Genomic DNA, 18,889 nt, shown 5'->3' with positions numbered 1-18,889 from the left:
TGTCGCAGGCTGGCATCGACGTGTCGCGCCGCTGCGGCGCGTGTCGCAGGCTGCGACAGCTGTCGCGCCTGCGACGCCTCAGTCGGCGAGCGGGATGTCGTGCTTGCGGATCTTGCGGTACAGCGTGTTGCGGCTGATGCCGAGTGCTTCGGCGGTGTGCGTGATGTTCCAGCGCATGCGTTCGAGCTCGCGCACGAGCGCGGCACGCTCGGCGCTGTCGAGCGGCGCGCGTGCGCCGAGTGCGTCGACCGGTTCGGCCACCGCGATCTCGGGCGGCGTCGACGCCTTCTGCGTCTCGTCGAGCAGCTCCTGCGGCAGGTTCGACGGGCGGATCGTGTTCTCGGTGCACAGCGCCGCGGCCGTGCGCAGCACGTTGCGCAGCTCGCGGATGTTGCCGGGCCAGCGGTACTCGAGCATCGCGCGCAGCGCGTCGGGACGGATCTGCACGATCTCGTCCTCGGGCGATTCCTCGCGCAGGATCACGTGGATGAGTTCGGCTTTGTCCTCGCGGTCGCGCAGCGCGGGCAGGTACAGCGTGGTGCCGTTGAGCCGGTAGTAGAGGTCCATGCGGAACTCGTTGGACTGGCTCATCTGGCGAATGTCGTGGTGGCTCGCGCTGATCACGTGCAGGTCGACCGGATGCGCGGTGTCGGAGCCGAGCGGCACGATCTCGCGCTCCTCGAGTACGCGCAGCAGGCGCGTCTGCAGGCTCAACGGCATGTCGCCGATTTCGTCGAGGAACAGCGTGCCGCCGCTCGACTGCAGGATCTTGCCGGGACGGCCTTCGCGGTTGGCGTCGGTGAACGCGCCGCGCGTGTAGCCGAACAGTTCGCTCTCGATCAGCGGCTCGGGGATCGCACCACAGTTGACCGCGACGAAGGGCTTGTCGGACCACGCCGAGGCACGGTGCAGCGCCTTCGCGAACGCTTCCTTGCCGGTGCCCGTCGCGCCCTGCAGAAGGATCGGCACGCGCCGGCTGAACAGCTGGTGCGCGCAGGCGAAGTTGTGCTTCATGCGCGAATCGGTGCCGACGTGGCGGTCGGATACCTCGACGCGCGGATTCGGCATCGCCGGATGCATCGGGTTGACGACGAGCGGCGAGGCCGGCGCGCGCAGCGCGTTCGCGGGCACGCGCACCTTGGCGAAGAAGCGCCGGCCGCGCACGACGTCGCGGATCGGCCAGATCGTCGCCGAATCGTTGTGCGAGCGCGCTTCGAGCGCCGCGAACGTGAACTGGAAAGCCGTCTCGATCGACTGGCCGACGAGGGTCTGGCGACCACCATGGCCGAGCTGCTCGATCGCCGCGTCGTTGGCGGCGACGATGCGGCCGTCGCCGTCGATCGCGAGCAAACCTTCGTGCAGCAGGCCGACGAATTCGGGACGGCTGTGGAAGCGCAGCACGTGCGCGTCGGGGAACTCGCGCAGGAAGTGGCAGCGCGAGATCAGGCGCGCCGACATGTTCACGAGCGCCATCGTGTGGCGATGGATCGAGCGCGCGTCGCCGCAATGCGCCGAGGACGTGTCGAGCACGGCGAGGATCTCGCCATGCGCATCGAGGATCGGCGCGCCGGCGCAGCACAGGCCGATGTTGTAGCCCATGAAGTGTTCGTCGCGGTGCACGGTCACGGCGCGCTTCTCGGCGATGCACGTGCCCATGCCGTTGGTGCCTTCGTGGCGCTCGTCCCACAGCGCGCCGTGCCAGAGGCCGGCATGACGGAATTCGCGCTTGAGGGTCGGATCGGTGATCGTGTGCAGGATCGCCGCGTCGGCGTCGGTCAGGATGACCGCGTAGCCCGAGCCCGAGATCTGGTCGAACAGGCTCTCCATCTCGGCCTTGGCGACGCCGAGCAGCTCGCCGAAGCCCTGCTGGCGTTCGCGTAGCTGTGCCGCTTCGAGGACGGCGGTGTCCCGCATGCGGTGCGGTTCGATGCCGTATTCGTTGAGGCAGCGCGACCACGAACTCGTGACGTGGGCGGCGACCTGGCGCCCGCGGGCCTTGTCCTGGACGAGGCTGATGACGCGGTTGGCGTGGGACGCGGTCAGGGCGGGACTGCTCATCGGCTGGACTCCGGGCTGCGCTGCGGCGACGTGCCACGCCACGACGCGCCTGTCGGGCATTCGTACGGGCAGCTAGGTTGGCTCCGATGGCATCATCATTGCAAACCGCACTGCAGCAAATCGGCGCCGGCAGGCGAAGCCCGACTGTGCGCGCGAGGTATTACCGTTCGGGTAATACCTCGCATCCCGCAAGGCGCTCAGGGTGCCGGCGGAGCCCCCGCGACGAACGCCATCGAGGCCGAATTGAGGCAGTAGCGCTGGCCGGTCGGCCGCGGCCCGTCCGGGAACACATGGCCGAGATGGGCGTCGCAGCGCGCGCAGCGGATCTCGGTGCGGACCATGCCGTGGCTGGTGTCGCGCAGCTCGAGCACATGGGCCGGATCGAACGGCGCGAAGAAGCTCGGCCAGCCCGTGCCCGATTCGAACTTCTCGTCCGAGCGGAACAGCGGCAGCGCGCAGAGCCGGCACACGTAGGTGCCCGCTTCCTTGTGGTCGAGCAGCAGGCCGCAGAACGGGCGTTCGGTGCCGCGGTCGAGGATGATGCGGCGCTCCTCGGGGGTCAGCCCGACCGCGAGCGCGTCGATGCGCTCGGGCGACAGCGGACCGAGGTCATAACCCGACGCCGAGGTCGTCACGAGGCGTCTCCCTTGAGCCTGTCGCCGAACTGCTTGCGCAGCTTGGCCACCTTGGGCAGCGCGACCGCGGCGATGTAGGACTGCTCCGGATGCAGCTCGGCGTAGTTGTGGTGGTAGGCCTCGGCCTCGTGGAAGGCCTCGAGCGGCACGACCTCGGTCACGACCGGTGCGTTGTAGACGTGCGCGGCGTCGAGCTGACGGATGTAGGCCTCGGCGACCTCCTTCTGCGCCTCGTCCGTGTAGAACACGGCCGAGCGGTACTGGCGGCCGCGGTCCTCGCCCTGGCGATCCTTCTGGGTCGGATCGTGGGCGACCGCGAAATACACCTTGAGCAGCTGGCCGAAGCTCGTGCGCGCGGGATCGAAACGGATCGCGACGACCTCGGCATGGTCGGTCGTGCCCGTGCACACGGTCTTGTAGTCGGCGGTCTCGGCGGTGCCGCCGCTGTAGCCCGAAGTCACCGAGCGCACGCCGTCGAGTTCCTTGAACACGGCTTCGACGCACCAGAAGCAGCCGCCCGCGAGCACCGCGAGCTGTTCGCCGGCGACGCTGGCCGGATCGATGTCGCGCTCGGGGTTCGGGAAGGCACCCCGCTCGATGGCGAGGTTGGCACCCGGGATGTCGCAGACGAAGGCCATGGCGGAGTCCGGTGGCAAGGGAGGTGCCCCTTGATGCGCCCGGATCGTGGCGATTTCAAGCCGAATGTGCAGGCCGCCTTTGCGTTTCCCTTGCATTTGCAGCCGGCGGCATAACGCCTGCGTCGGCACACTGGCCGCGCACTCTCCCCATGCCCCGCGCGAACGGATCCCGAGATGAAGACCCGCTCCAAACGCCTCCTGCGCAACCTCGTCCTCGTCGCGGTGCTCGTCGCCGCCGGCGTCGGCCTCAAGCTGTGGCTGTTCCCGTCCGCGGCGACCCAGAGCTACGTGACCGCGCCGGTGGCACGCGGCGACATCGAGCAGACCGTCATCGCTACCGGCACGCTCGAGGCGCGCAACCTCGTCAGCGTCGGCGCCCAGGTGTCGGGCCGCGTCGTCTCGCTCAAGGTCGACGTCGGCGACACCGTGACCTCCGGCCAGCTCATCGCCGAGATCGACTCGCTGCCGCAGCAGAACTCGCTGCGCAACGCCGAGGCCGGCCTCGCGACCTCGCGTGCGCAGCGCAGCGCACGCGTCGCCGCACTCAAGCAGGCCGAGCTCGTGTTCAAGCGCCAGCAGGAAATGATCGCGGCCGACGCGACCTCGCGCGCCGAGTTCGAGGCGGCCGAGGCGACGCTGGCCTCGACACGTGCCGACATCGCCGCGCTCGATGCGCAGATCGAACAGGGCACGATCCAGGTCGACACGGCCAAGCTCAACCTCGGCTACACGAAGATCCTCGCGCCGATGGACGGCACGGTCGTCGCGGTCGTCACCAAGGAAGGCCAGACCGTCAACGCGAACCAGTCGGCGCCGACCATCGTCAAGCTCGCCGAACTGTCGACGCTGACGATCAAGGCGCAGATCTCCGAAGCCGACGTGGTGCGCGTCGCCGCAGGCCAGAAAGTCTGGTTCACGATCCTCGGCGAACCGGACCGCCGCTACCACGCCGAACTGCGCGCGGTGGAACCCGCACCCGAGTCGATCGCGAGCGAATCGACGAGCAACACGAGTTCGAGCAGCAGCTCGAGCACGGCGATCTACTACAACGGCCTGTTCGACGTGCCGAACCCCGACGGCAAGCTGCGCATCTCGATGACCGCGACGGTCAACATCGTGCTCGCCGATGCACGCGACGTGCTGACCGTGCCGGCCTCGGCCGTGATGGCCGCGCCACGCGGCACGGGTGCACGTGTCGCGGGCGGGGCGCGTCAGGAAGGCGCCACGCCGCGCACGGCCGGCACGCAGGGCCCGCCCGGCGAAGGCGGCAACCGCCGATCTCGCGACGGCGCAGCCCGTGAAGGTTCGCCGGGCGACGACGCCGGCGGCGCACCGCGCCTCGTGCGCGTGCTCGATGCGGAAGGCAACCCGGTCGAGAAGCCCGTGCGTATCGGCATCAGCAACAACATCCTCACCGAGATCCGCGAAGGCCTCGCCGAGGGCGACACCGTCGTGCTCGGCCAGTCGGGTGCGGCCGGCGCCGCCGCGCAGTCGCGCGGCCCGATGATGCGTCGCCCGCCGGGCTTCTGACCATGACGACCCCGCTGCTCCAGCTTGCCCGCGTGCGGCGCGAGTACCCGGCCGGCGACCAGACGCTCGTCGTGCTCAAGGACGTCGATCTCACGATCGAGGCCGGCGAGTACGTCGCGATCGTCGGCGCCTCGGGTTCCGGCAAGTCGACGCTCATGAACATCCTCGGCTGCCTCGACCGCCCGACCGACGGCAGCTACCGCGTCGCCGGCCGCGAGACCGGTGCGCTCGAGCCCGACGAGCTCGCCGAACTGCGCCGCGAACACTTCGGCTTCGTGTTCCAGCGCTACCACCTGCTCGCCGACCTCGACGCGCTCGGCAACGTCGAGACGCCGGCCGTCTACGCGGGCAAGGCCTCCGCGCAGCGCCGCGAACGCGCACGCGCGCTGCTGACGCGACTCGGCCTCGCCGAGCGCCTCGACCACAAGCCCGGCCAGCTCTCGGGCGGCCAGCAGCAGCGCGTGTCGATCGCGCGCGCGCTCATGAACGGCGGCGAGGTGATCCTGGCCGACGAGCCGACCGGCGCGCTCGACAGCGCAAGCGGCGAGGAGATGCTGCGGCTGCTCGACGAGCTGCACGCCGAAGGCCACACGATCGTGCTGGTCACCCACGACATGCATGTCGCCGAGCACGCCTCGCGCGTGATCGAGATCAGCGACGGCGAGATCGTCGCCGACCGCCGCCGCGCCGGCCGCGAACGCACCGCCGCGGCGGTGCGCGCGCGTCGTGGCGACGAGGGCTGGAAGGCCGTGCGCGACCGCTTCCTCGAGGCGTTCCGCATGGCCTTGCTCGCGATGAACGCACACCGCCTGCGCACGTTCCTGACCATGCTCGGCATCATCATCGGCATCGCCTCGGTGGTGTCGGTGGTCGCGCTCGGCGCGGGCTCGCAGAAGCAGATCGTCGACAACATCAACACGATCGGTACCAACGTCATCGACATCTATCCCGGCAGCGGCTTCGGCGACATGCGCTCGGCGCGCGTGCGCACACTGGTGCCGTCGGATGCCGACGCGCTGGCCCAGCAGGACTACGTCGACAGCGTGACCCCGAGCGTGCAGTCGAGCGTGACGCTGCGCTACCGCAACGTCTCGGTGACCTCGCAGGCCAACGGCGTCGGCGACCAGTACTTCCGCGTGCGCGGCTTCGAGATGGCACGCGGCGTCGCCTTCGACGCCGACAGCGTGCGCCGCCAGTCGCAGGACATCGTCATCGACGACAACACCTACGCCAAGCTGTTCGAGACCGGCGGCGACCCGATCGGCGAGGTCGTGCTGCTCAACAACATGCCTGCGCGCATCGTCGGCGTCACCGCGAAGAAGGACTCGGCGTTCGGCAACAACGAGAGCCTCAACGTCTTCATCCCGTACACGACGGCGATGTACCGCCTGCTCGGCCAGAACTACCTGCGCGGCATCACCGTGCGCGTCGACGACACGGTGTCGATGGACGCGGCCGAGGCCGGCATCACGGCCCTGCTCACGCAGCGCCACGGCTCGCAGGATTTCTACGTCTCCAACACCGATTCGATCCGCCAGACGATCCAGCAGACCACACAGACGATGACCCTGCTGATCTCGTCGATCGCGGTGATCTCGCTGATCGTCGGCGGCATCGGCGTCATGAACATCATGCTGGTGTCGGTGACCGAGCGGACGCGCGAGATCGGCGTGCGCATGGCGGTCGGCGCGCGCCAGGGCGACATCCTGCAGCAGTTCCTCATCGAGGCGGTGCTCGTGTGCCTGCTCGGCGGCTTGATCGGCGTGCTGCTCGCGCTCGGCATCGGCGCAGTGTTCGCGCAGGCCGGCGGCAGCTTCACGATGGTCTACTCGACGACGTCGATGGTGGTCGCGTTCGCCTGCTCGACGCTGATCGGCATCGTGTTCGGCTTCCTCCCCGCGCGCAACGCCGCGCGCCTCGACCCCGTCGACGCGCTCGCGCGCGACTGACCCGGAGCGACCCATGCACGCCCCCGCCCCCCGATCGATCCGTCTCGCCGGCCGGCACGCGCTGGCCGCCGCACTGGCGCTGTCGCTGGCTGCCTGCGCGACGACGCGCACGCCGTACGAGCGCCCCGTTACCGACGTGCCCGCGCAGTGGAGCACCGCGACCGCCGCGTCGTCGTCCGATACCGCCATCGTGCAGGAACGCTGGTGGCAGGCCTTCGGCGACCCGACCCTCGATGCACTGGTCGAACGCGCGCTCGCGCGCAACAACGACCTCGCCGCAGCGACGATCCGCGTACGCCGCGCGCAGCTGCAGGCCGATCTCGCACGCAATGCGTTCGTGCCATCGGTGTCGGCCAGCGTCAGCGCCGGCGCGAGCCGTCGCCTCGACGAGAGCGCACCGACCTCGCGCAGCAACTCCGCGTCGCTGTCGGCGAGCTACGAGGTCGACCTGTGGAACCGCCTCGGCAGCGAGCGCGACGCCGCGACCTGGAATGCCGTCGCCACGGCCGAGGACCGCGAAGCGACCGCACTCACGCTGGTCGGCACGACCGCCGGCCTGTACTGGCAGCTCGCCTACCTCAACGAGCGCGTCGCCGTGAGCGAGGCCAGCCTCGACGTCGCCGAGCGCACGCTCGCGTTCGTGCGCGTGCAGTACGGCTCCGGAGCGGTGTCGGGCCTCGAGATCGCCGACGCCGAGCAGAGCCTCGCGAGCCAGCGCGCCAGCCACGCGAGCCTGCTGCAGCAGCGCGCCGAGACACGCAACGCACTCGCGATCCTGTTCGATGCACCTCCCGGCGATCCCGGCGTCGATCCGTCGCGCCTGCCGGCCACCGATCTTCCCGATGTCGCGGCGGGCCTGCCGGCCGACCTGCTCGCGCGCCGCCCGGACCTGCGTGCCGCCGAACTGCGCCTGCGCGCCACCCTGGCCGGCGTCGACGCGACGCGCGCGAGCTTCTATCCGCGCCTTAGCCTCACCGCGGGCGCGGGCAGTTCGAGCACCTCGCTGCTGGATGTGCTCAAGAACCCGGTCGGCTCGCTCGGCGCGGCGCTGTCGCTGCCGTTCCTGCAGGTCAACCAGATGCGCCTCAACATCGGCGTCTCGCAGACCCAGTACGACGAAGCCGTCGTGACGTTCCGGCAAACCCTCTACCAGGCCCTCGCCGACACCGCCGACGCGCTCGCCGCGCGCGACACGCTGGCCGAACGCGCCGCGCTGCTCGCCGAGTCGCTCGAGACCGCGCGCCGCGCCGAACGCCTCTACGAGGTGCGCTACAAGGCCGGTGCGGTCGCGCTGCGCGCCTGGCTCGATGCGCAGGAACGTCGCCGTTCGGCCGAGATCGCATGGACCGAAGGCCAGCTCGCCCGCCTCAACAACCAGGTGCTGGTCTACCAGGTCCTCGGCGGCGGCACGCGTCCGGCCGGCGAGGCGATCGCGGGCGGCTGACCCGCATGCGGCGTCGCGCGTGCTGAGACCGGCACGCGCATACTCGCTGCATGCCGCGCCCGCACGATCCCGCCGACCTGACCCGCGCCGAGCGCATCAAGGGGCGCGGCGCGGCGTCGAACCGCGAAGGCCGCTTCGAGGGCATCACGAAGACGCTCGAGGACGACGGCTGGACGCGCGACGACGACGCGCCCGCGCGGCCGCGCACCGAGGTGACGTTCGAGACCGCGCGCACGATCATCAGCCGCAACGACTCGCCCGACATCCCGTTCACGCAGTCGGTCAACCCGTACCGCGGCTGCGAGCACGGCTGCGTGTACTGCTACGCGCGGCCGACGCACGCCTACCTCAATCTCTCGCCCGGCATCGACTTTGAGACCCGCCTCGTCGCCAAGCACAATGCGGCCGAGCGCCTGCGCGCCGAGCTGGCGAAGCCCGGCTATGTCTGTTCGCCGATCAACCTCGGCGCCAACACCGACCCCTACCAGCCGATCGAACGCGAGCACCGCCTCACGCGTGCGGTGATCGAGGTGCTCGCCGAACACCGGCATCCGCTCACGATCGTGACCAAGAATGCGCTCGTCGAACGCGACCTCGACCTGCTCGCGCCGATGGCGCGCGACGGCCTCGTGCAGGTATTCGTCTCGGTGACCTCGCTGGACAACCGCCTGTCGAGCACGCTCGAGCCGCGTGCAAGCGCGCCGCACCGGCGCATCGCCGCGCTCGCGGCACTGCATGCCGCCGGCGTGCCCTGCGGCGTGCTCGTCGCGCCGATCATCCCGGCGGTGACCGACCGCTGGATCGAACGCATCCTCGAGGATGCCGCCGCGGCGGGTGCGCGCACGGCCGGCTACACGATCGTGCGCCTGCCGCACGAGCTCAGGGAGCTGTTCCGCGAGTGGCTCGACCTGCACGTGCCCGAGCGTGCGGCGCACGTCATGAGCCTCGTGCAGCAGATGCGTGGCGGCCGCGACAACGACCCGCGGTTCGGCTCGCGCATGCGCGGCGAAGGCGTGTTCTCCGACCTGATCCGCCAGCGCTTCCGCGTCGCGAGCCGCCGGCTCGGCCTCACCCGCACGCGCGAGCTCGCCCTCGACACGAGCCTGTTCCGCGTGCCGCGGGCGCCGACGCCGCAGGGCGAGCTGTTCTGATGACGCCGATCCTGGCCACGACAGCGGCAGCCGAAGGCGGGACATGGTTCATGCGTCCCGCGCACGCAACGGACACACACGGCGCATCGCAGCACGCTGGTCTTGTCCCTGCTCCGCCGCCGACCTCGTTACGGCACCGCACCCTCTCCCCAACCCCTCTCCCGGAGGGAGAGGGGCTCGATCTCACGCCGAGATCGCGAGCCGCTCGCCGCGGTAGACACGCGCGGTGATCGCGTAGACGACCAGCGCGACGACTGCCGTCGACACGACGCACAGCGCGAGCTCCATCGCCACCACCGGATCGCCCCGCAGCAGGCGCGTGATCGTGATCTGCTGGCCCATGAGCGGCACCGCGTACATCCACAGCTGGGTCTTCACGGGGAAGATCGACAGCAGCATCGTCGGCACGGCCGGCACGAACATGAGCAGCGAGAGGTAGGTCTGCGCCTCGCGGAAGCTCTTCGCGAACGCCGCGGCGAGCGTCTGCAGCGTCGCCACGAGGAACACCAGCGGCACCATCGCGACGAGCGTGTACAGGATGAAGCGCGGCCCGATCTGCAGCACCATGCCGAGCTTGCCGGTCGGCATGAACTGGCCCGCGATCGAGAACGCGACGATGCTGAGCACGAGCGTCGTGAACGCGAATGCCGACGTCGCGCCGAGCTTGCCGAGCAGGATGCGCGAGCGCGGCAGCGGCGTCGCGAACAGCGGCTCGAGCGACTGGCGCTCGCGTTCGCCGGCGGTCGTGTCGATCGCGAGGGCCATGCCGCCGATGAACGCGCCGAGGATGAAGAAGTACGGCAGCATCGCGAACATCATGCCGCCACGTGCCTGCGCGGTGGACTGGTCGCGGCTCGCGACGACGAGCGGCCTCGTGACCACGGGTGAGAGACCACGTGCCATCACGCGCATCGCCGACGTGCGCTGCGCGTAACCTTCCAGCATGCCGCGCAGGCGCGCGACCGAACCGGCCGCGTCTCGCTGCGACTGGTCGAAGACGAGTTCGACCTGGGCCGGCTCGCCCTTGCGCCAGGCCTCGGCGTAGCTGGCCGGTATGCGCAGCACGAGGTCCACTTCCTGCTCGCGTACGGCACGCTCGGGATCGGCCGGCGCGTCCTTGATCTCGACGCCCGACTGGCGCAGCGCCTCGATGAGGTTCGGCGCATGCTCGGCGCCGATCACCGGCACCGGCAGCGGCTTCTCGGCCTTGTCGAGCTCGCGCGAGACGATGCCGTTGATCAGCAGCACGAAGATCAGCGGCGCGAGCAGCGGACCGGTCAGCAACGTGTTGAGCACGGTGCGGCGGTCACGCAGGTTCTCGCGCACTTCCTTGAGGAAGACGGTCAGGATCGATCTCATGCGGCGAGTCCTTCTGCGGAGCCGATGATGCGCACGAACGCATCCTCGAGGTTGTCGGTGCCGGCCTGCTCGCGCAGCGCGTCGGGCGCGGCGTCGGCGACGACGCGGCCGCGCGCGATCACGACGATGCGGTCACACAAGGCGGCGACCTCCTGCATGATGTGGCTCGAGAACAGCACGCAGCGTCCCTCGCCGCGCAGACGGCGCAGGAAGTCGCGCATCGCGCGCGTGGCCATCACGTCGAGACCGTTGGTCGGCTCGTCGAGGATGCAGTTGCGCGGGTCGTGGATCAGCGCGCGCGCGATCGCGGTCTTGACGCGCTGGCCCTGCGAGAAGCCCTCGGTGCGGCGGTCGGCGATGTCGGCCATGTCGAGCGCACGCACGAGGTCTTCGCGGCGCGCCGTGATCGTCGCCTCGTCCATGCCGTGCAGGCGACCGAAGTAGTCGATGTTCTCGCGCGAGGTCAGGCGCTTGTACAGGCCTCGTGCATCGGGCAGCACGCCGAGCCGGCGGCGCACCGCGATCGGATCGACCGCGGCGTCGATGCCGTCGACGAGGACCTGGCCGCGGTCGGGCTTCATGAGCGTGTACAGCATGCGCAGCGTGGTCGTCTTGCCGGCACCGTTCGGTCCGAGCAGGCCGGTGATCTCGCCGTCGCGCGCGGTGAACGAGACGCCGTCGGCGGCGCGCACGTCGCCGAAGGCCTTGTGCAGGTCGCGCAGTTCGATCATGGCGCGGCTCCGTTGTAGTCGATGAGATGGGGGGTGGCACCGAGCGTGTCGACGCAGCTGGTGTCCAGCGCGACGGGATCGCGTTCGTCCATGAAGCGGCTCATGAGCCTGGGGATGCAGCCGCGGCCGAGGATCGCGTGGCCCTGGCCCTTGGCGACGATGTGGCGCGCGCGGGTCAGGTGCTTGACGACCTCTTCGCCGTAGCGCGGCGGCGTGACCGGATCGAACTCGCCCGACAGCACGAGCACCGGGACATCGCCCGTGGCCGGCTCGTTGAAGTCGGCCGGTCGCACGCCGCGCGGCCAGATCTCGCACTGTGCCTTCACGACGTCGATGAGCAGGTTGCCGAGCAGGAACTCTTCCGCGGTCGGATCGCGTTCGACGCGGTCGGCATCTTCGGCGCACATCACCGAAAGCTGCATGCCGCTGCCGGCGAGCTCGCCCATGCCGTCCTGCAGGATCTTGATCTGGCCCATGAGCGGGGCATCGTTGCCGGCCAGCGATTGCTCCACGGCGAGCGGAATCAGCGCGGCGGTCTCGGGCGAGTAGGCGAAGATGCGCACGAGCCCGGCGAGGCTCCATGCGTCGAGGCGGCGCGTCGTCGACGTGAAGTCGACCGGATCCGGATAGCGCACGTCGCGCGGTGCGACGCGCAGGCCGTCGCGCAGCGTCTGCAGCTTGGCATACGGGTCGCCGAACGCGGCCGTGCAGGCGGCGTCCGCCGTGCAGCGCGCGAACTGCGCCTTGAGGGCGTCCTCGAGGTTGCGTGCGTGCTCGCCACCGAGCGCGAGCTCGTTCGGCACCGGGCTGTCGAGAACGATCGTGCGCACGCCGTCCGGATGACGCTTGAGGTATTGCTGCGCGACGCGCGTGCCGTAGGAGATGCCGACGAGGTCGTAGCGCGGCCCGCCGAGCGCCTGGCGCAAGGCCTCGAGGTCGCGCACGGCGACCGTGGTCGTGTACTGGGCCGGATCGGCATTCGCCGAGACCTTGTCGAGGCAGGCGCGCGTCTGTTCGCGCACGTGGTCGAGATCGAACTCGGGCAGCGCTTCGGCATCGAGATCGGTGTCGCAGGCGAGCGGATGCGATTCGCCCGTGCCGCGCTGGTCGAGCAGCAGCACGTGGCGGCGCTTGGTCGCCGGAGCGAGAGCGCCGGCGACCTGCGGCCACGACTCGATCGCGGCCTGGCCGGGCCCTCCGGGAAGCAGCACGACGAAATCGTCGTCAGGGGCCTCGGCGCTGCGCACGAGGGCGAGGTTGAGCGCGATGCGGCGGCCGTCCGGCTTGTCCCAGTCCTCGGGTACCTCGAACGGCGCACAGAACGCGGCCGTCGTCGCGGCCGAGCGCTTCTGCGGCAGCTCGCAGGCCTTGAACGCGAGCGTGCCGAACGTGAACGCGTCGGCGCCGGCCGGGATCACGTAGCGGCCCTGCGACGGCGGTTCCGCATCGGCGACCGGCTTCTTGACCTGCTTCCAGGCGAACACGCCGGCGACGACGGCGAGCGCCAGCGCGACCTGCAACGACTTCTTCTTCATGACGCTTCCCTCGTGGAGCATGCAACGGGCGGTGACACGGAAACGGGGCGATGGATCGCTCGGCTCACGACTCGTCCTCGGCACCGGAGGACCACCAGTAGCGGTAGCGCGCGCGCACCCACAGCTGCGCGCCGATCCACGCGAACGCGAGGATCATCGCCGCGACGGGCAGGCCGAGGCCGAGGCCGCCGAACAGGTCGAGGAAGCTCAGCATCGCGAGCACGCAGAACGACACCGAGAACGCGATCGTCATGGCCTCGACCTCGATGCGCTTGCGCAGCTCGTCGCGGCGGCGCAGGCGCAGGATCTCGACGCGCGCCATCCACAGGATCGACGGCACCGGCAGCAGCGCGGCGAGCCAGCGAGGCCAGCCTTCCGGCAGGCGCGAGGCCAGCAGGGCGGCGGCGACCACGCTCGCGAAGTAGGCCAACGAGGCCGGGCCGGTGTCGCGCAGGTAACGCTTGAACAACGGGTTCATCGGGCTCCTCAGGCGCCGGGATCGAAGATCGCCTCGATCGGCTCGCCGAACAGGCGTGCGATGGCGAAGGCGAGCGGGAGGCTCGGGTCGTACTTGCCGGTCTCGATCGCGTTGACGGTCTGGCGCGACACGTCGAGGCGCTCGGCCAGCTCGGCCTGCGACCAGGCGTGCTCCGCGCGCAGCTCGCGGACGCGGTTGTTCATCCGCGCGCGTAACGCCGCGCGACACCGCAGCGCACGAGGCCGAACAGCATGGCCAGCGCCGGGAACACCCACAGCAGGATCGTGCCGTCGAGCTCGATGACGCGCGCCGCGGCGAGGAACCCGCCGGCCATGCTCGCGAAGCTGACGATCGCGGCCGATACCGCGAGCGACTCGAGCTGGATCTTGCGCTGGAACTCGTCGCTGTCGCGGACATGGCGGATCATCGCGCGCAGCGCTGCCGCAAAAGGCAGCAGCGGCAGCAACGCGACCGTCACGTGCAGCGGTCCCGGCTCGAGCTGCCGCACCATCGGCCAGGCCAGCAACATGACGAGCATGTACGCGCCCATCGCGATCGCCATCTCGCGGAAGTAGCGCTTGTCGACGGACCTCGCCATGGCGGCACCATGTGTCAAGTTGACTTGACACGCAGTCTGGCGACCGTCGCGCGCGATGTCAAGGGAGCTTGACACTCGACACGCACCGGCTGAACGCGTGGCCGCAAAACGTCCATCCACGCCAACGATTGGGCGACGGCGTTCTCGTTTTGATTTCGTATACTCGTTGCAAATGCTGCGCACTTCACACTTTGCACTTGGCACGCGTTATGCCTCATCTGGACACGTTTCCACACTCCCCTAAAGTCCAGTCCGAGGCCACCATGAACGCTCTCCGCTCGCTCGCCGCTTCCCTCGTCCTCGTCGCCGCCGCCGGCGCCGCCTCGACCGCGTCCGCCGACACGGTCGGCAGCTCGTTCCAGGTCCGCATCACGATCCAGAAGGCCTGCGACGTCACCACGACGGCGCCGACCGACGTCGATTTCGGAAGCCACTCGTCGCTGTCGACGAACGTCACGGCCACGTCGACCATCAGCGTCACCTGCACGCCGGGTTCGGCCTACAACATCGGCCTCGGCGCCGGCCTCAACGCCTCGACGGCCGGCAACATCGCCACCCGCCGCATGACCGACGGTGCCAGCCACTACGTCGGCTACCAGCTCTACCAGGACAGCGCGCGCACGCTGCCGTGGGGCGACACGATCGGCACGAACACCTTCGCCGGGACCGGCTCGGGCAGCGCGCAGGCGCGCACCGTGTACGGCCTCGTCGCGAGCGCCAACGCCAACGCCGGCGCCTACACCGACACGATCGCGGTCACGGTCACCTACTGATGACCGTCGCCCTCGCCCGCCCGCTGCTCGCCGCCGCCGTATACGGCGCGGCCGCGACGGCCACGGCGGCAGGGCTGCAGGTGACCCCGATCCTCGTCGAGATCCCGCGCGGCGAAAGCAGCGCGGTGCTGTGGTTGTCCAATACCGGTGACGCCGCGCTGCGCGCCCAGGTCCGCGTGTTCCGCTGGACCCAGGACGACACCGGCGACCAGCTCGAGGCCTCGACCGAACTCGTCGCGAGTCCTCCGATGCTCGAGGTCGCGCCGGGTCAGCGCCAGCTCGTGCGCGTGATCCGCCCGCGCGGCGACGGCGGGCCGGGCGAGACAAGCTTCCGCCTGCTCGTCGACGAGCTGCCGCCCCCGGTCGGCAGCGAACAAGGCGTGCGTTTCGTGCTGCGCTACTCGGTGCCCGTGTTCACGGGCGGCGACGGCAGCGGCACGCCCCAGCTCCAGTGGCGCGTCACGGGTTCGCCCGCGGCGCTCGAGGTCGCCAATACCGGCCCCGTGCGTGCGCAGCTCAGCGAAGTCGGACTCGTCGGTGCCGACGGCACGCGCAGCGTCATCAGCGCCGGCCTGCTCGGTTATGTCCTTCCCGGTTCACGCATGCGCTGGCAGCTGCCGCCGTCGGTCGACGCGGCCGGCGCCTCGGCATTGCGAGCGAGGATCAACGGTGAGCCGCTCGAGCAGGCGATACCGCGCACCGCGGATCGCTAGCCTGCTGCTCGCCCACGTGCCGCTGTGCTGCGCCGCGACATCGGGCGTGGACGCGATGGCGGTGCAGGAGCTGGCCGATGCGCAACAGACGCTGTTCCTCGACGTCGTCATGAACGGCACGCACAGCCGCGAGCTGCTGCAGTTCGAACTCGTCGGCGGGCGCCTGCATGCGCGCGCCGGCGTGCTCCACACCCTCGGCTTCCGCCTCGAGGACGTCGCCCCGGGCGATCCGCCGATCGACCTCGCCAGCCTGCCCGGCGTGCGCATCGACTACGACGCCGCACGCCAGCGCGTCGCGATCGATGCCGAACTGCGCCTGCTCGATCTCGAGACGACCGTGCTCAACACGCCGCACGCGCCGGTTCCCGCGGTCACCACCTCGCCGGGCGCACTCGTCAACTACGATCTCTACGCCTCGGTCGCCGACGGCGGCCAGCGCGGGCTCAGCGGTTTCGGTGAGCTGCGCCTGTTCGGTGCGGCCGGCGTGTTCAGCCATTCGATGCTCGCCCGTGCGACCGACGGCGGCGAAGGTTCCGACCACGGCACCGTGCGCCTCGACACGACCTGGTCGATGAGCCTGCCCGCGCGCATGCTCACCCTGCGCGTCGGCGACACGGTGACGCGCACGCCCGACTGGGCGCGCCCCACCTACATCGGCGGCGTCCAGTTGTCGCGCGATTTCGCCCTGCAGCCGTACCGCCTGACGATGCCGCTGCCGGCGTTCGTCGGCGAGGCGAGTGCACCGTCGGCGATCGACCTCTACGTCGACGGCATGCGCCAGTTCAGCGGCAACCTCGCCGCAGGACCGTTCCAGCTCAATGCGCTGCCGAGCGTCTCGGGCAGCGGCATGGCGCGCGTCGTGCTGACCGACGCGCTCGGCCGCGTGACCTCGTTCGACTTCCCGTTCTACGCGACGCCGCAGCTGCTGCAGGGCGGCCTCGACGACTGGTCGGCCGAACTCGGCTTCGTGCGCCGCGACCGCGGCGTCGACGCGTTCGACTATGCCGCACAGCCCGTCGCGAGCGGCCTGTACCGGCGAGGCCTCAGCGATCGGCTCACGGTCGAGGCCCACGTCGAGGGCGGCGACGGCGTGGTGCTCGCCGGCGGCGGTGCCAACCTCGCGACCGGACTCGCCGGCGTCGCCTCGTTCGCCTACGCGCGCAGCCATGCCGACGGACTCGGCGACGGCGGACTGAGCAGCCTAGGCTGGTCGATGCGCCAGGCCCGCGTGCAGTTCGCCGTGCAGGGCACGTACGCCGACGGCCGCTACCGCGACATCGCGAGCGGCTTCGGACGCCCGCCGCCGCGCGTGTCGGAGCGCGCCCTGTTCGGCGTCGACGCCGGCCGCGCGGGCCATTTCGGCACGAGCTACGCGCGCCTGCGCTACGCCGGCGAGACGCCGGCGCGCTACGCGAGCGCGTACTGGACCCGCGCACTCGGACGCGCGGCGAGCCTCAACCTCAGCGTGAACCGCAATCTCGACGATACGAAGGACAGCACCGTGTTCCTCGGCATCACGCTCGGCACGCGACGCGGCATCCAGCTCGGCTCGACCGTGCAGCACACCGACGCGGGCACGACGCTGACCGCCGACGCGACGCGCTCGATTCCGGGCGACGGCGGCTTCGGCTGGCGCGTGCAGGGCCGCACCGGTGGTGCATCCGAAGGCGGCGCCGCGGAAGCCGGCTGGCGCACGACCTGGGGACAGGTCATCGGCGGCATCAACGCGGTTGGCGACAGCCGCTACGGCTACGCGAGCCTGAGCGGCGCGATCGCGATGCTCGGCGGCCACACGTTCACCGCGCGCCGCATCGACGACGCCTTCGCGGTGGTGTCGACCGGTGGCGTCGCCGGCGTACCGGTGCTGCTCGAGAACCGCGAGATCGGCCGCACCGACGACGACGGCATGCTGCTCGTGACCCCGCTCAACGCCTACCAGGGCAACCAGATCGCGATCTCGCCGCTCGATCTGCCGGCCGACCAGCGCGTCGAGGACGTGGCGCGCACGGTGACGCCCGCGCGCGGCACCGGCACGCACGTGCGCTTCGAGGTGCGCGGCGTCAGCGGCGTTTCGGTCGTGCTGCACGATGCGCAGGGCGCGCCGGTCGCACTCGGCAGCCGCGTGCGGCGCGACGGCGGCGCCGAGGCTATGGTCGGCTACGACGGCATGACCTGGCTCGAAGACCTCCCCGAGCAGGCCACGTTGCGCGTCGAGACGCCCACCGGCAGCTGCACGGCACGCGTGGATCGCCGCGCGGCGACGCCCCCCGCGACCCTCGGACCGATCCCATGCCTCTGACCCGCCGCCTGCGCGCGCTCCTGCTGCTCTCGACGCTGACGGCCTCCGCGCCGGCCGCCGCCACGGTGACCTGCAGCGCGACGATGACCAACATCAGCTTCGGCACGGTCGACCCGCTCGGCTCGCTCGTCAACGCGACCGCGACGATCAACTACCAGTGCACGTATTCGGCCGGCATCCTCAACAACCTCAACGGCGTCTTCGCGCGCCTCTGCTTCAGCGTCGGAACGGGCATGCAGGGCAGCACGGTCGTGCCGCGCCAGATGACCAATCCGAGTGGCGACACGATGAACTACCAGCTCTACCGCGACGCCGCGCGCACGCAGGTGCTGGGTTCGGTCGACACGCCGGGCGTCTCGCCGATCGGCGCAGACGTGTACTTCACGATCCTCGGTGTCGGCACCACGCAGACCGGCACCGCGACCGTCTACGGCCAGGTTCCGGCCGGCCAGACCGGCCTCGGCGTCGGTACCTACGCCAGCGCGTTCACGGGCGCCAACACGAAGCTCTCGTTCCGCTACAACGAGGCGCTGCTCAGTCTCGGCGTGTTCCCGCCCGACTGCGGCACCGCCAACAACGGCACGTTCGCGTTCAATGCGGGCGCGCTGGTCGTGCCCGCGTGCACGGTGGGCGCGGGTCTGCACGATTTCGGCGGTGTGAGCGGCCTGCTCGCCGGCAACACCGACGCGACCTCGGCGATCAGCCTGCGCTGCACGTACCGTGCGCCGTGGCAGGTCGGCCTCGACAACGGCCAGAACGCGAGCGGCCAGGTACGCCGCATGACCGGGCCGGGCGGCCTCGTCACCTACGAGCTCTACCGCAACACCACGCGCAACCAGCGCTGGGGCAACACGCTCAACACCGACACGTTCACGGGCACGGGCACCGGCACGACGCAGAACCTCACCGTGTACGGCCGCGTGCCTGCGCAGTCGCCACGCGCGGCCGGCGTCTACACCGACACGATCGTCGTCACGGTCACGTACTGAACTGCCGCG

General features: G+C 70.4%; 17 protein-coding genes. 8 read left to right on the top strand and 9 right to left on the bottom strand.

Going from position 1 to position 18,889, the window contains the following annotated elements; all coding sequences use genetic code 11:
* Positions 1 to 78: 78 nt before the first annotated feature.
* From ACQQ2N_RS07800 to msrA, 3 genes are all read right to left on the bottom strand, one after another.
* Positions 79 to 2,058: a sigma-54-dependent Fis family transcriptional regulator gene (locus tag ACQQ2N_RS07800; protein ID WP_440225143.1), complete on the bottom strand. Its 1,980-nt coding sequence runs from the start codon at positions 2,056 to 2,058 to the stop codon at positions 79 to 81.
* A 197-nt stretch (positions 2,059 to 2,255) separates the two neighbouring features.
* Positions 2,256 to 2,693 carry a peptide-methionine (R)-S-oxide reductase MsrB gene (msrB, locus tag ACQQ2N_RS07795; protein ID WP_440225142.1) on the bottom strand — a complete coding sequence of 146 codons (438 nt, stop codon included), beginning with the start codon at positions 2,691 to 2,693 and terminating at the stop codon, positions 2,256 to 2,258.
* The gene (msrA, locus tag ACQQ2N_RS07790) at positions 2,690 to 3,331 is read right to left on the bottom strand and encodes a peptide-methionine (S)-S-oxide reductase MsrA (protein WP_440225141.1); all 642 of its coding nucleotides are present in this window, start codon (positions 3,329 to 3,331) and stop codon (positions 2,690 to 2,692) included. The genes msrB and msrA overlap by 4 nt, the downstream gene beginning before the upstream one ends.
* Positions 3,332 to 3,505: 174 nt before the next feature.
* On the opposite strand from msrA, the gene ACQQ2N_RS07785 reads away from it, so the two are divergent.
* The 4 genes from ACQQ2N_RS07785 to ACQQ2N_RS07770 are packed head-to-tail and all read left to right on the top strand — an operon-like array spanning position 3,506 to position 9,405.
* A complete protein-coding gene (locus ACQQ2N_RS07785; RefSeq protein WP_440225140.1) occupies positions 3,506 to 4,861 on the top strand; it encodes an efflux RND transporter periplasmic adaptor subunit in 1,356 nt (451 codons plus the stop codon).
* Positions 4,858 to 6,810: a MacB family efflux pump subunit gene (locus ACQQ2N_RS07780; protein WP_440225729.1), complete on the top strand. Its 1,953-nt coding sequence runs from the start codon at positions 4,858 to 4,860 to the stop codon at positions 6,808 to 6,810. The genes ACQQ2N_RS07785 and ACQQ2N_RS07780 overlap by 4 nt, the downstream gene beginning before the upstream one ends.
* 13 nt (positions 6,811 to 6,823) lie before the next feature.
* Entirely contained in the window at positions 6,824 to 8,254 is a 1,431-nt protein-coding gene (locus tag ACQQ2N_RS07775; protein ID WP_440225139.1) for an efflux transporter outer membrane subunit, read from the top strand.
* Between the two features lie 50 nt (positions 8,255 to 8,304).
* Positions 8,305 to 9,405, top strand: a complete 1,101-nt coding sequence (locus tag ACQQ2N_RS07770; protein WP_440225138.1) for a PA0069 family radical SAM protein — start codon at positions 8,305 to 8,307, stop codon at positions 9,403 to 9,405.
* A gap of 183 nt (positions 9,406 to 9,588) precedes the next feature.
* Here the strand turns inward: ACQQ2N_RS07770 and ACQQ2N_RS07765 are convergent, their stop codons facing one another.
* The 6 genes from ACQQ2N_RS07765 to ACQQ2N_RS07740 all read right to left on the bottom strand — a co-directional run bounded on the left by ACQQ2N_RS07765 (position 9,589) and on the right by ACQQ2N_RS07740 (position 14,106).
* Complete coding sequence (locus ACQQ2N_RS07765) at positions 9,589 to 10,764, bottom strand: ABC transporter permease (RefSeq protein WP_440225137.1); 1,176 nt, start codon at positions 10,762 to 10,764, stop codon at positions 9,589 to 9,591.
* On the bottom strand, positions 10,761 to 11,495 hold the full coding sequence (locus ACQQ2N_RS07760) for an ABC transporter ATP-binding protein (protein WP_440225136.1): 735 nt from the start codon (positions 11,493 to 11,495) through the stop codon (positions 10,761 to 10,763). The genes ACQQ2N_RS07765 and ACQQ2N_RS07760 overlap by 4 nt, the downstream gene beginning before the upstream one ends.
* Positions 11,492 to 13,030, bottom strand: coding sequence for an alpha/beta hydrolase (locus tag ACQQ2N_RS07755; protein WP_440225135.1), 1,539 nt, complete (start codon positions 13,028 to 13,030; stop codon positions 11,492 to 11,494). Before ACQQ2N_RS07755 ends, ACQQ2N_RS07760 begins: the two co-directional genes overlap by 4 nt.
* 64 nt (positions 13,031 to 13,094) lie before the next feature.
* A complete protein-coding gene (locus ACQQ2N_RS07750) occupies positions 13,095 to 13,508 on the bottom strand; it encodes a hypothetical protein (protein ID WP_440225134.1) in 414 nt (137 codons plus the stop codon).
* A gap of 8 nt (positions 13,509 to 13,516) precedes the next feature.
* Entirely contained in the window at positions 13,517 to 13,711 is a 195-nt protein-coding gene (locus ACQQ2N_RS07745; RefSeq protein WP_440225133.1) for a helix-turn-helix transcriptional regulator, read from the bottom strand.
* Positions 13,708 to 14,106, bottom strand: coding sequence for a hypothetical protein (locus ACQQ2N_RS07740; RefSeq protein ID WP_440225132.1), 399 nt, complete (start codon positions 14,104 to 14,106; stop codon positions 13,708 to 13,710). The genes ACQQ2N_RS07745 and ACQQ2N_RS07740 overlap by 4 nt, the downstream gene beginning before the upstream one ends.
* Before the next feature lie 263 nt (positions 14,107 to 14,369).
* Here ACQQ2N_RS07740 and ACQQ2N_RS07735 point away from each other — a divergent pair, with 263 nt between their 5' ends.
* From ACQQ2N_RS07735 to ACQQ2N_RS07720, 4 genes are read left to right on the top strand one after another with little or no spacing between them, the layout of a single operon-like run.
* Complete coding sequence (locus tag ACQQ2N_RS07735; protein ID WP_440225131.1) at positions 14,370 to 14,879, top strand: Csu type fimbrial protein; 510 nt, start codon at positions 14,370 to 14,372, stop codon at positions 14,877 to 14,879.
* Positions 14,879 to 15,592, top strand: coding sequence for a fimbrial biogenesis chaperone (locus ACQQ2N_RS07730; protein WP_440225130.1), 714 nt, complete (start codon positions 14,879 to 14,881; stop codon positions 15,590 to 15,592). Before ACQQ2N_RS07735 ends, ACQQ2N_RS07730 begins: the two co-directional genes overlap by 1 nt.
* Positions 15,549 to 17,891 (top strand): fimbria/pilus outer membrane usher protein, encoded by a 2,343-nt coding sequence (locus tag ACQQ2N_RS07725; protein ID WP_440225128.1) that lies wholly within the window; start codon positions 15,549 to 15,551, stop codon positions 17,889 to 17,891. The genes ACQQ2N_RS07730 and ACQQ2N_RS07725 overlap by 44 nt, the downstream gene beginning before the upstream one ends.
* Positions 17,882 to 18,880, top strand: coding sequence for a Csu type fimbrial protein (locus ACQQ2N_RS07720; RefSeq protein ID WP_440225127.1), 999 nt, complete (start codon positions 17,882 to 17,884; stop codon positions 18,878 to 18,880). The genes ACQQ2N_RS07725 and ACQQ2N_RS07720 overlap by 10 nt, the downstream gene beginning before the upstream one ends.
* The last annotated feature ends 9 nt before the right edge of the window (positions 18,881 to 18,889 follow it).

The organism is Dokdonella aquatica (assembly GCF_051987395.1).
Lineage (GTDB): Bacteria > Pseudomonadota > Gammaproteobacteria > Xanthomonadales > Rhodanobacteraceae > Dokdonella.
Note: the sequence above shows the minus strand (reverse complement) of the source record. Positions and strands in the feature narration are given on the sequence as shown.

Bases quoted from the DNA above. Each gene is read 5' to 3' on its own strand.
- ACQQ2N_RS07800 (WP_440225143.1), bottom strand. From the start codon at position 2,058: ATGAGCAGTCCCGCCCTGACCGCGTCCCACGCCAACCGCGTCATCAGC.
- msrA (WP_440225141.1), bottom strand. From the start codon at position 3,331: ATGGCCTTCGTCTGCGACATCCCGGGTGCCAACCTCGCCATCGAGCGG.
- ACQQ2N_RS07785 (WP_440225140.1), top strand. From the start codon at position 3,506: ATGAAGACCCGCTCCAAACGCCTCCTGCGCAACCTCGTCCTCGTCGCG.
- ACQQ2N_RS07775 (WP_440225139.1), top strand. From the start codon at position 6,824: ATGCACGCCCCCGCCCCCCGATCGATCCGTCTCGCCGGCCGGCACGCG.
- ACQQ2N_RS07770 (WP_440225138.1), top strand. From the start codon at position 8,305: ATGCCGCGCCCGCACGATCCCGCCGACCTGACCCGCGCCGAGCGCATC.
- ACQQ2N_RS07765 (WP_440225137.1), bottom strand. From the start codon at position 10,764: ATGAGATCGATCCTGACCGTCTTCCTCAAGGAAGTGCGCGAGAACCTG.
- ACQQ2N_RS07760 (WP_440225136.1), bottom strand. From the start codon at position 11,495: ATGATCGAACTGCGCGACCTGCACAAGGCCTTCGGCGACGTGCGCGCC.
- ACQQ2N_RS07755 (WP_440225135.1), bottom strand. From the start codon at position 13,030: ATGAAGAAGAAGTCGTTGCAGGTCGCGCTGGCGCTCGCCGTCGTCGCC.
- ACQQ2N_RS07750 (WP_440225134.1), bottom strand. From the start codon at position 13,508: ATGAACCCGTTGTTCAAGCGTTACCTGCGCGACACCGGCCCGGCCTCG.
- ACQQ2N_RS07745 (WP_440225133.1), bottom strand. From the start codon at position 13,711: ATGAACAACCGCGTCCGCGAGCTGCGCGCGGAGCACGCCTGGTCGCAG.
- ACQQ2N_RS07740 (WP_440225132.1), bottom strand. From the start codon at position 14,106: ATGGCGAGGTCCGTCGACAAGCGCTACTTCCGCGAGATGGCGATCGCG.
- ACQQ2N_RS07735 (WP_440225131.1), top strand. From the start codon at position 14,370: ATGAACGCTCTCCGCTCGCTCGCCGCTTCCCTCGTCCTCGTCGCCGCC.
- ACQQ2N_RS07730 (WP_440225130.1), top strand. From the start codon at position 14,879: ATGACCGTCGCCCTCGCCCGCCCGCTGCTCGCCGCCGCCGTATACGGC.
- ACQQ2N_RS07720 (WP_440225127.1), top strand. From the start codon at position 17,882: ATGCCTCTGACCCGCCGCCTGCGCGCGCTCCTGCTGCTCTCGACGCTG.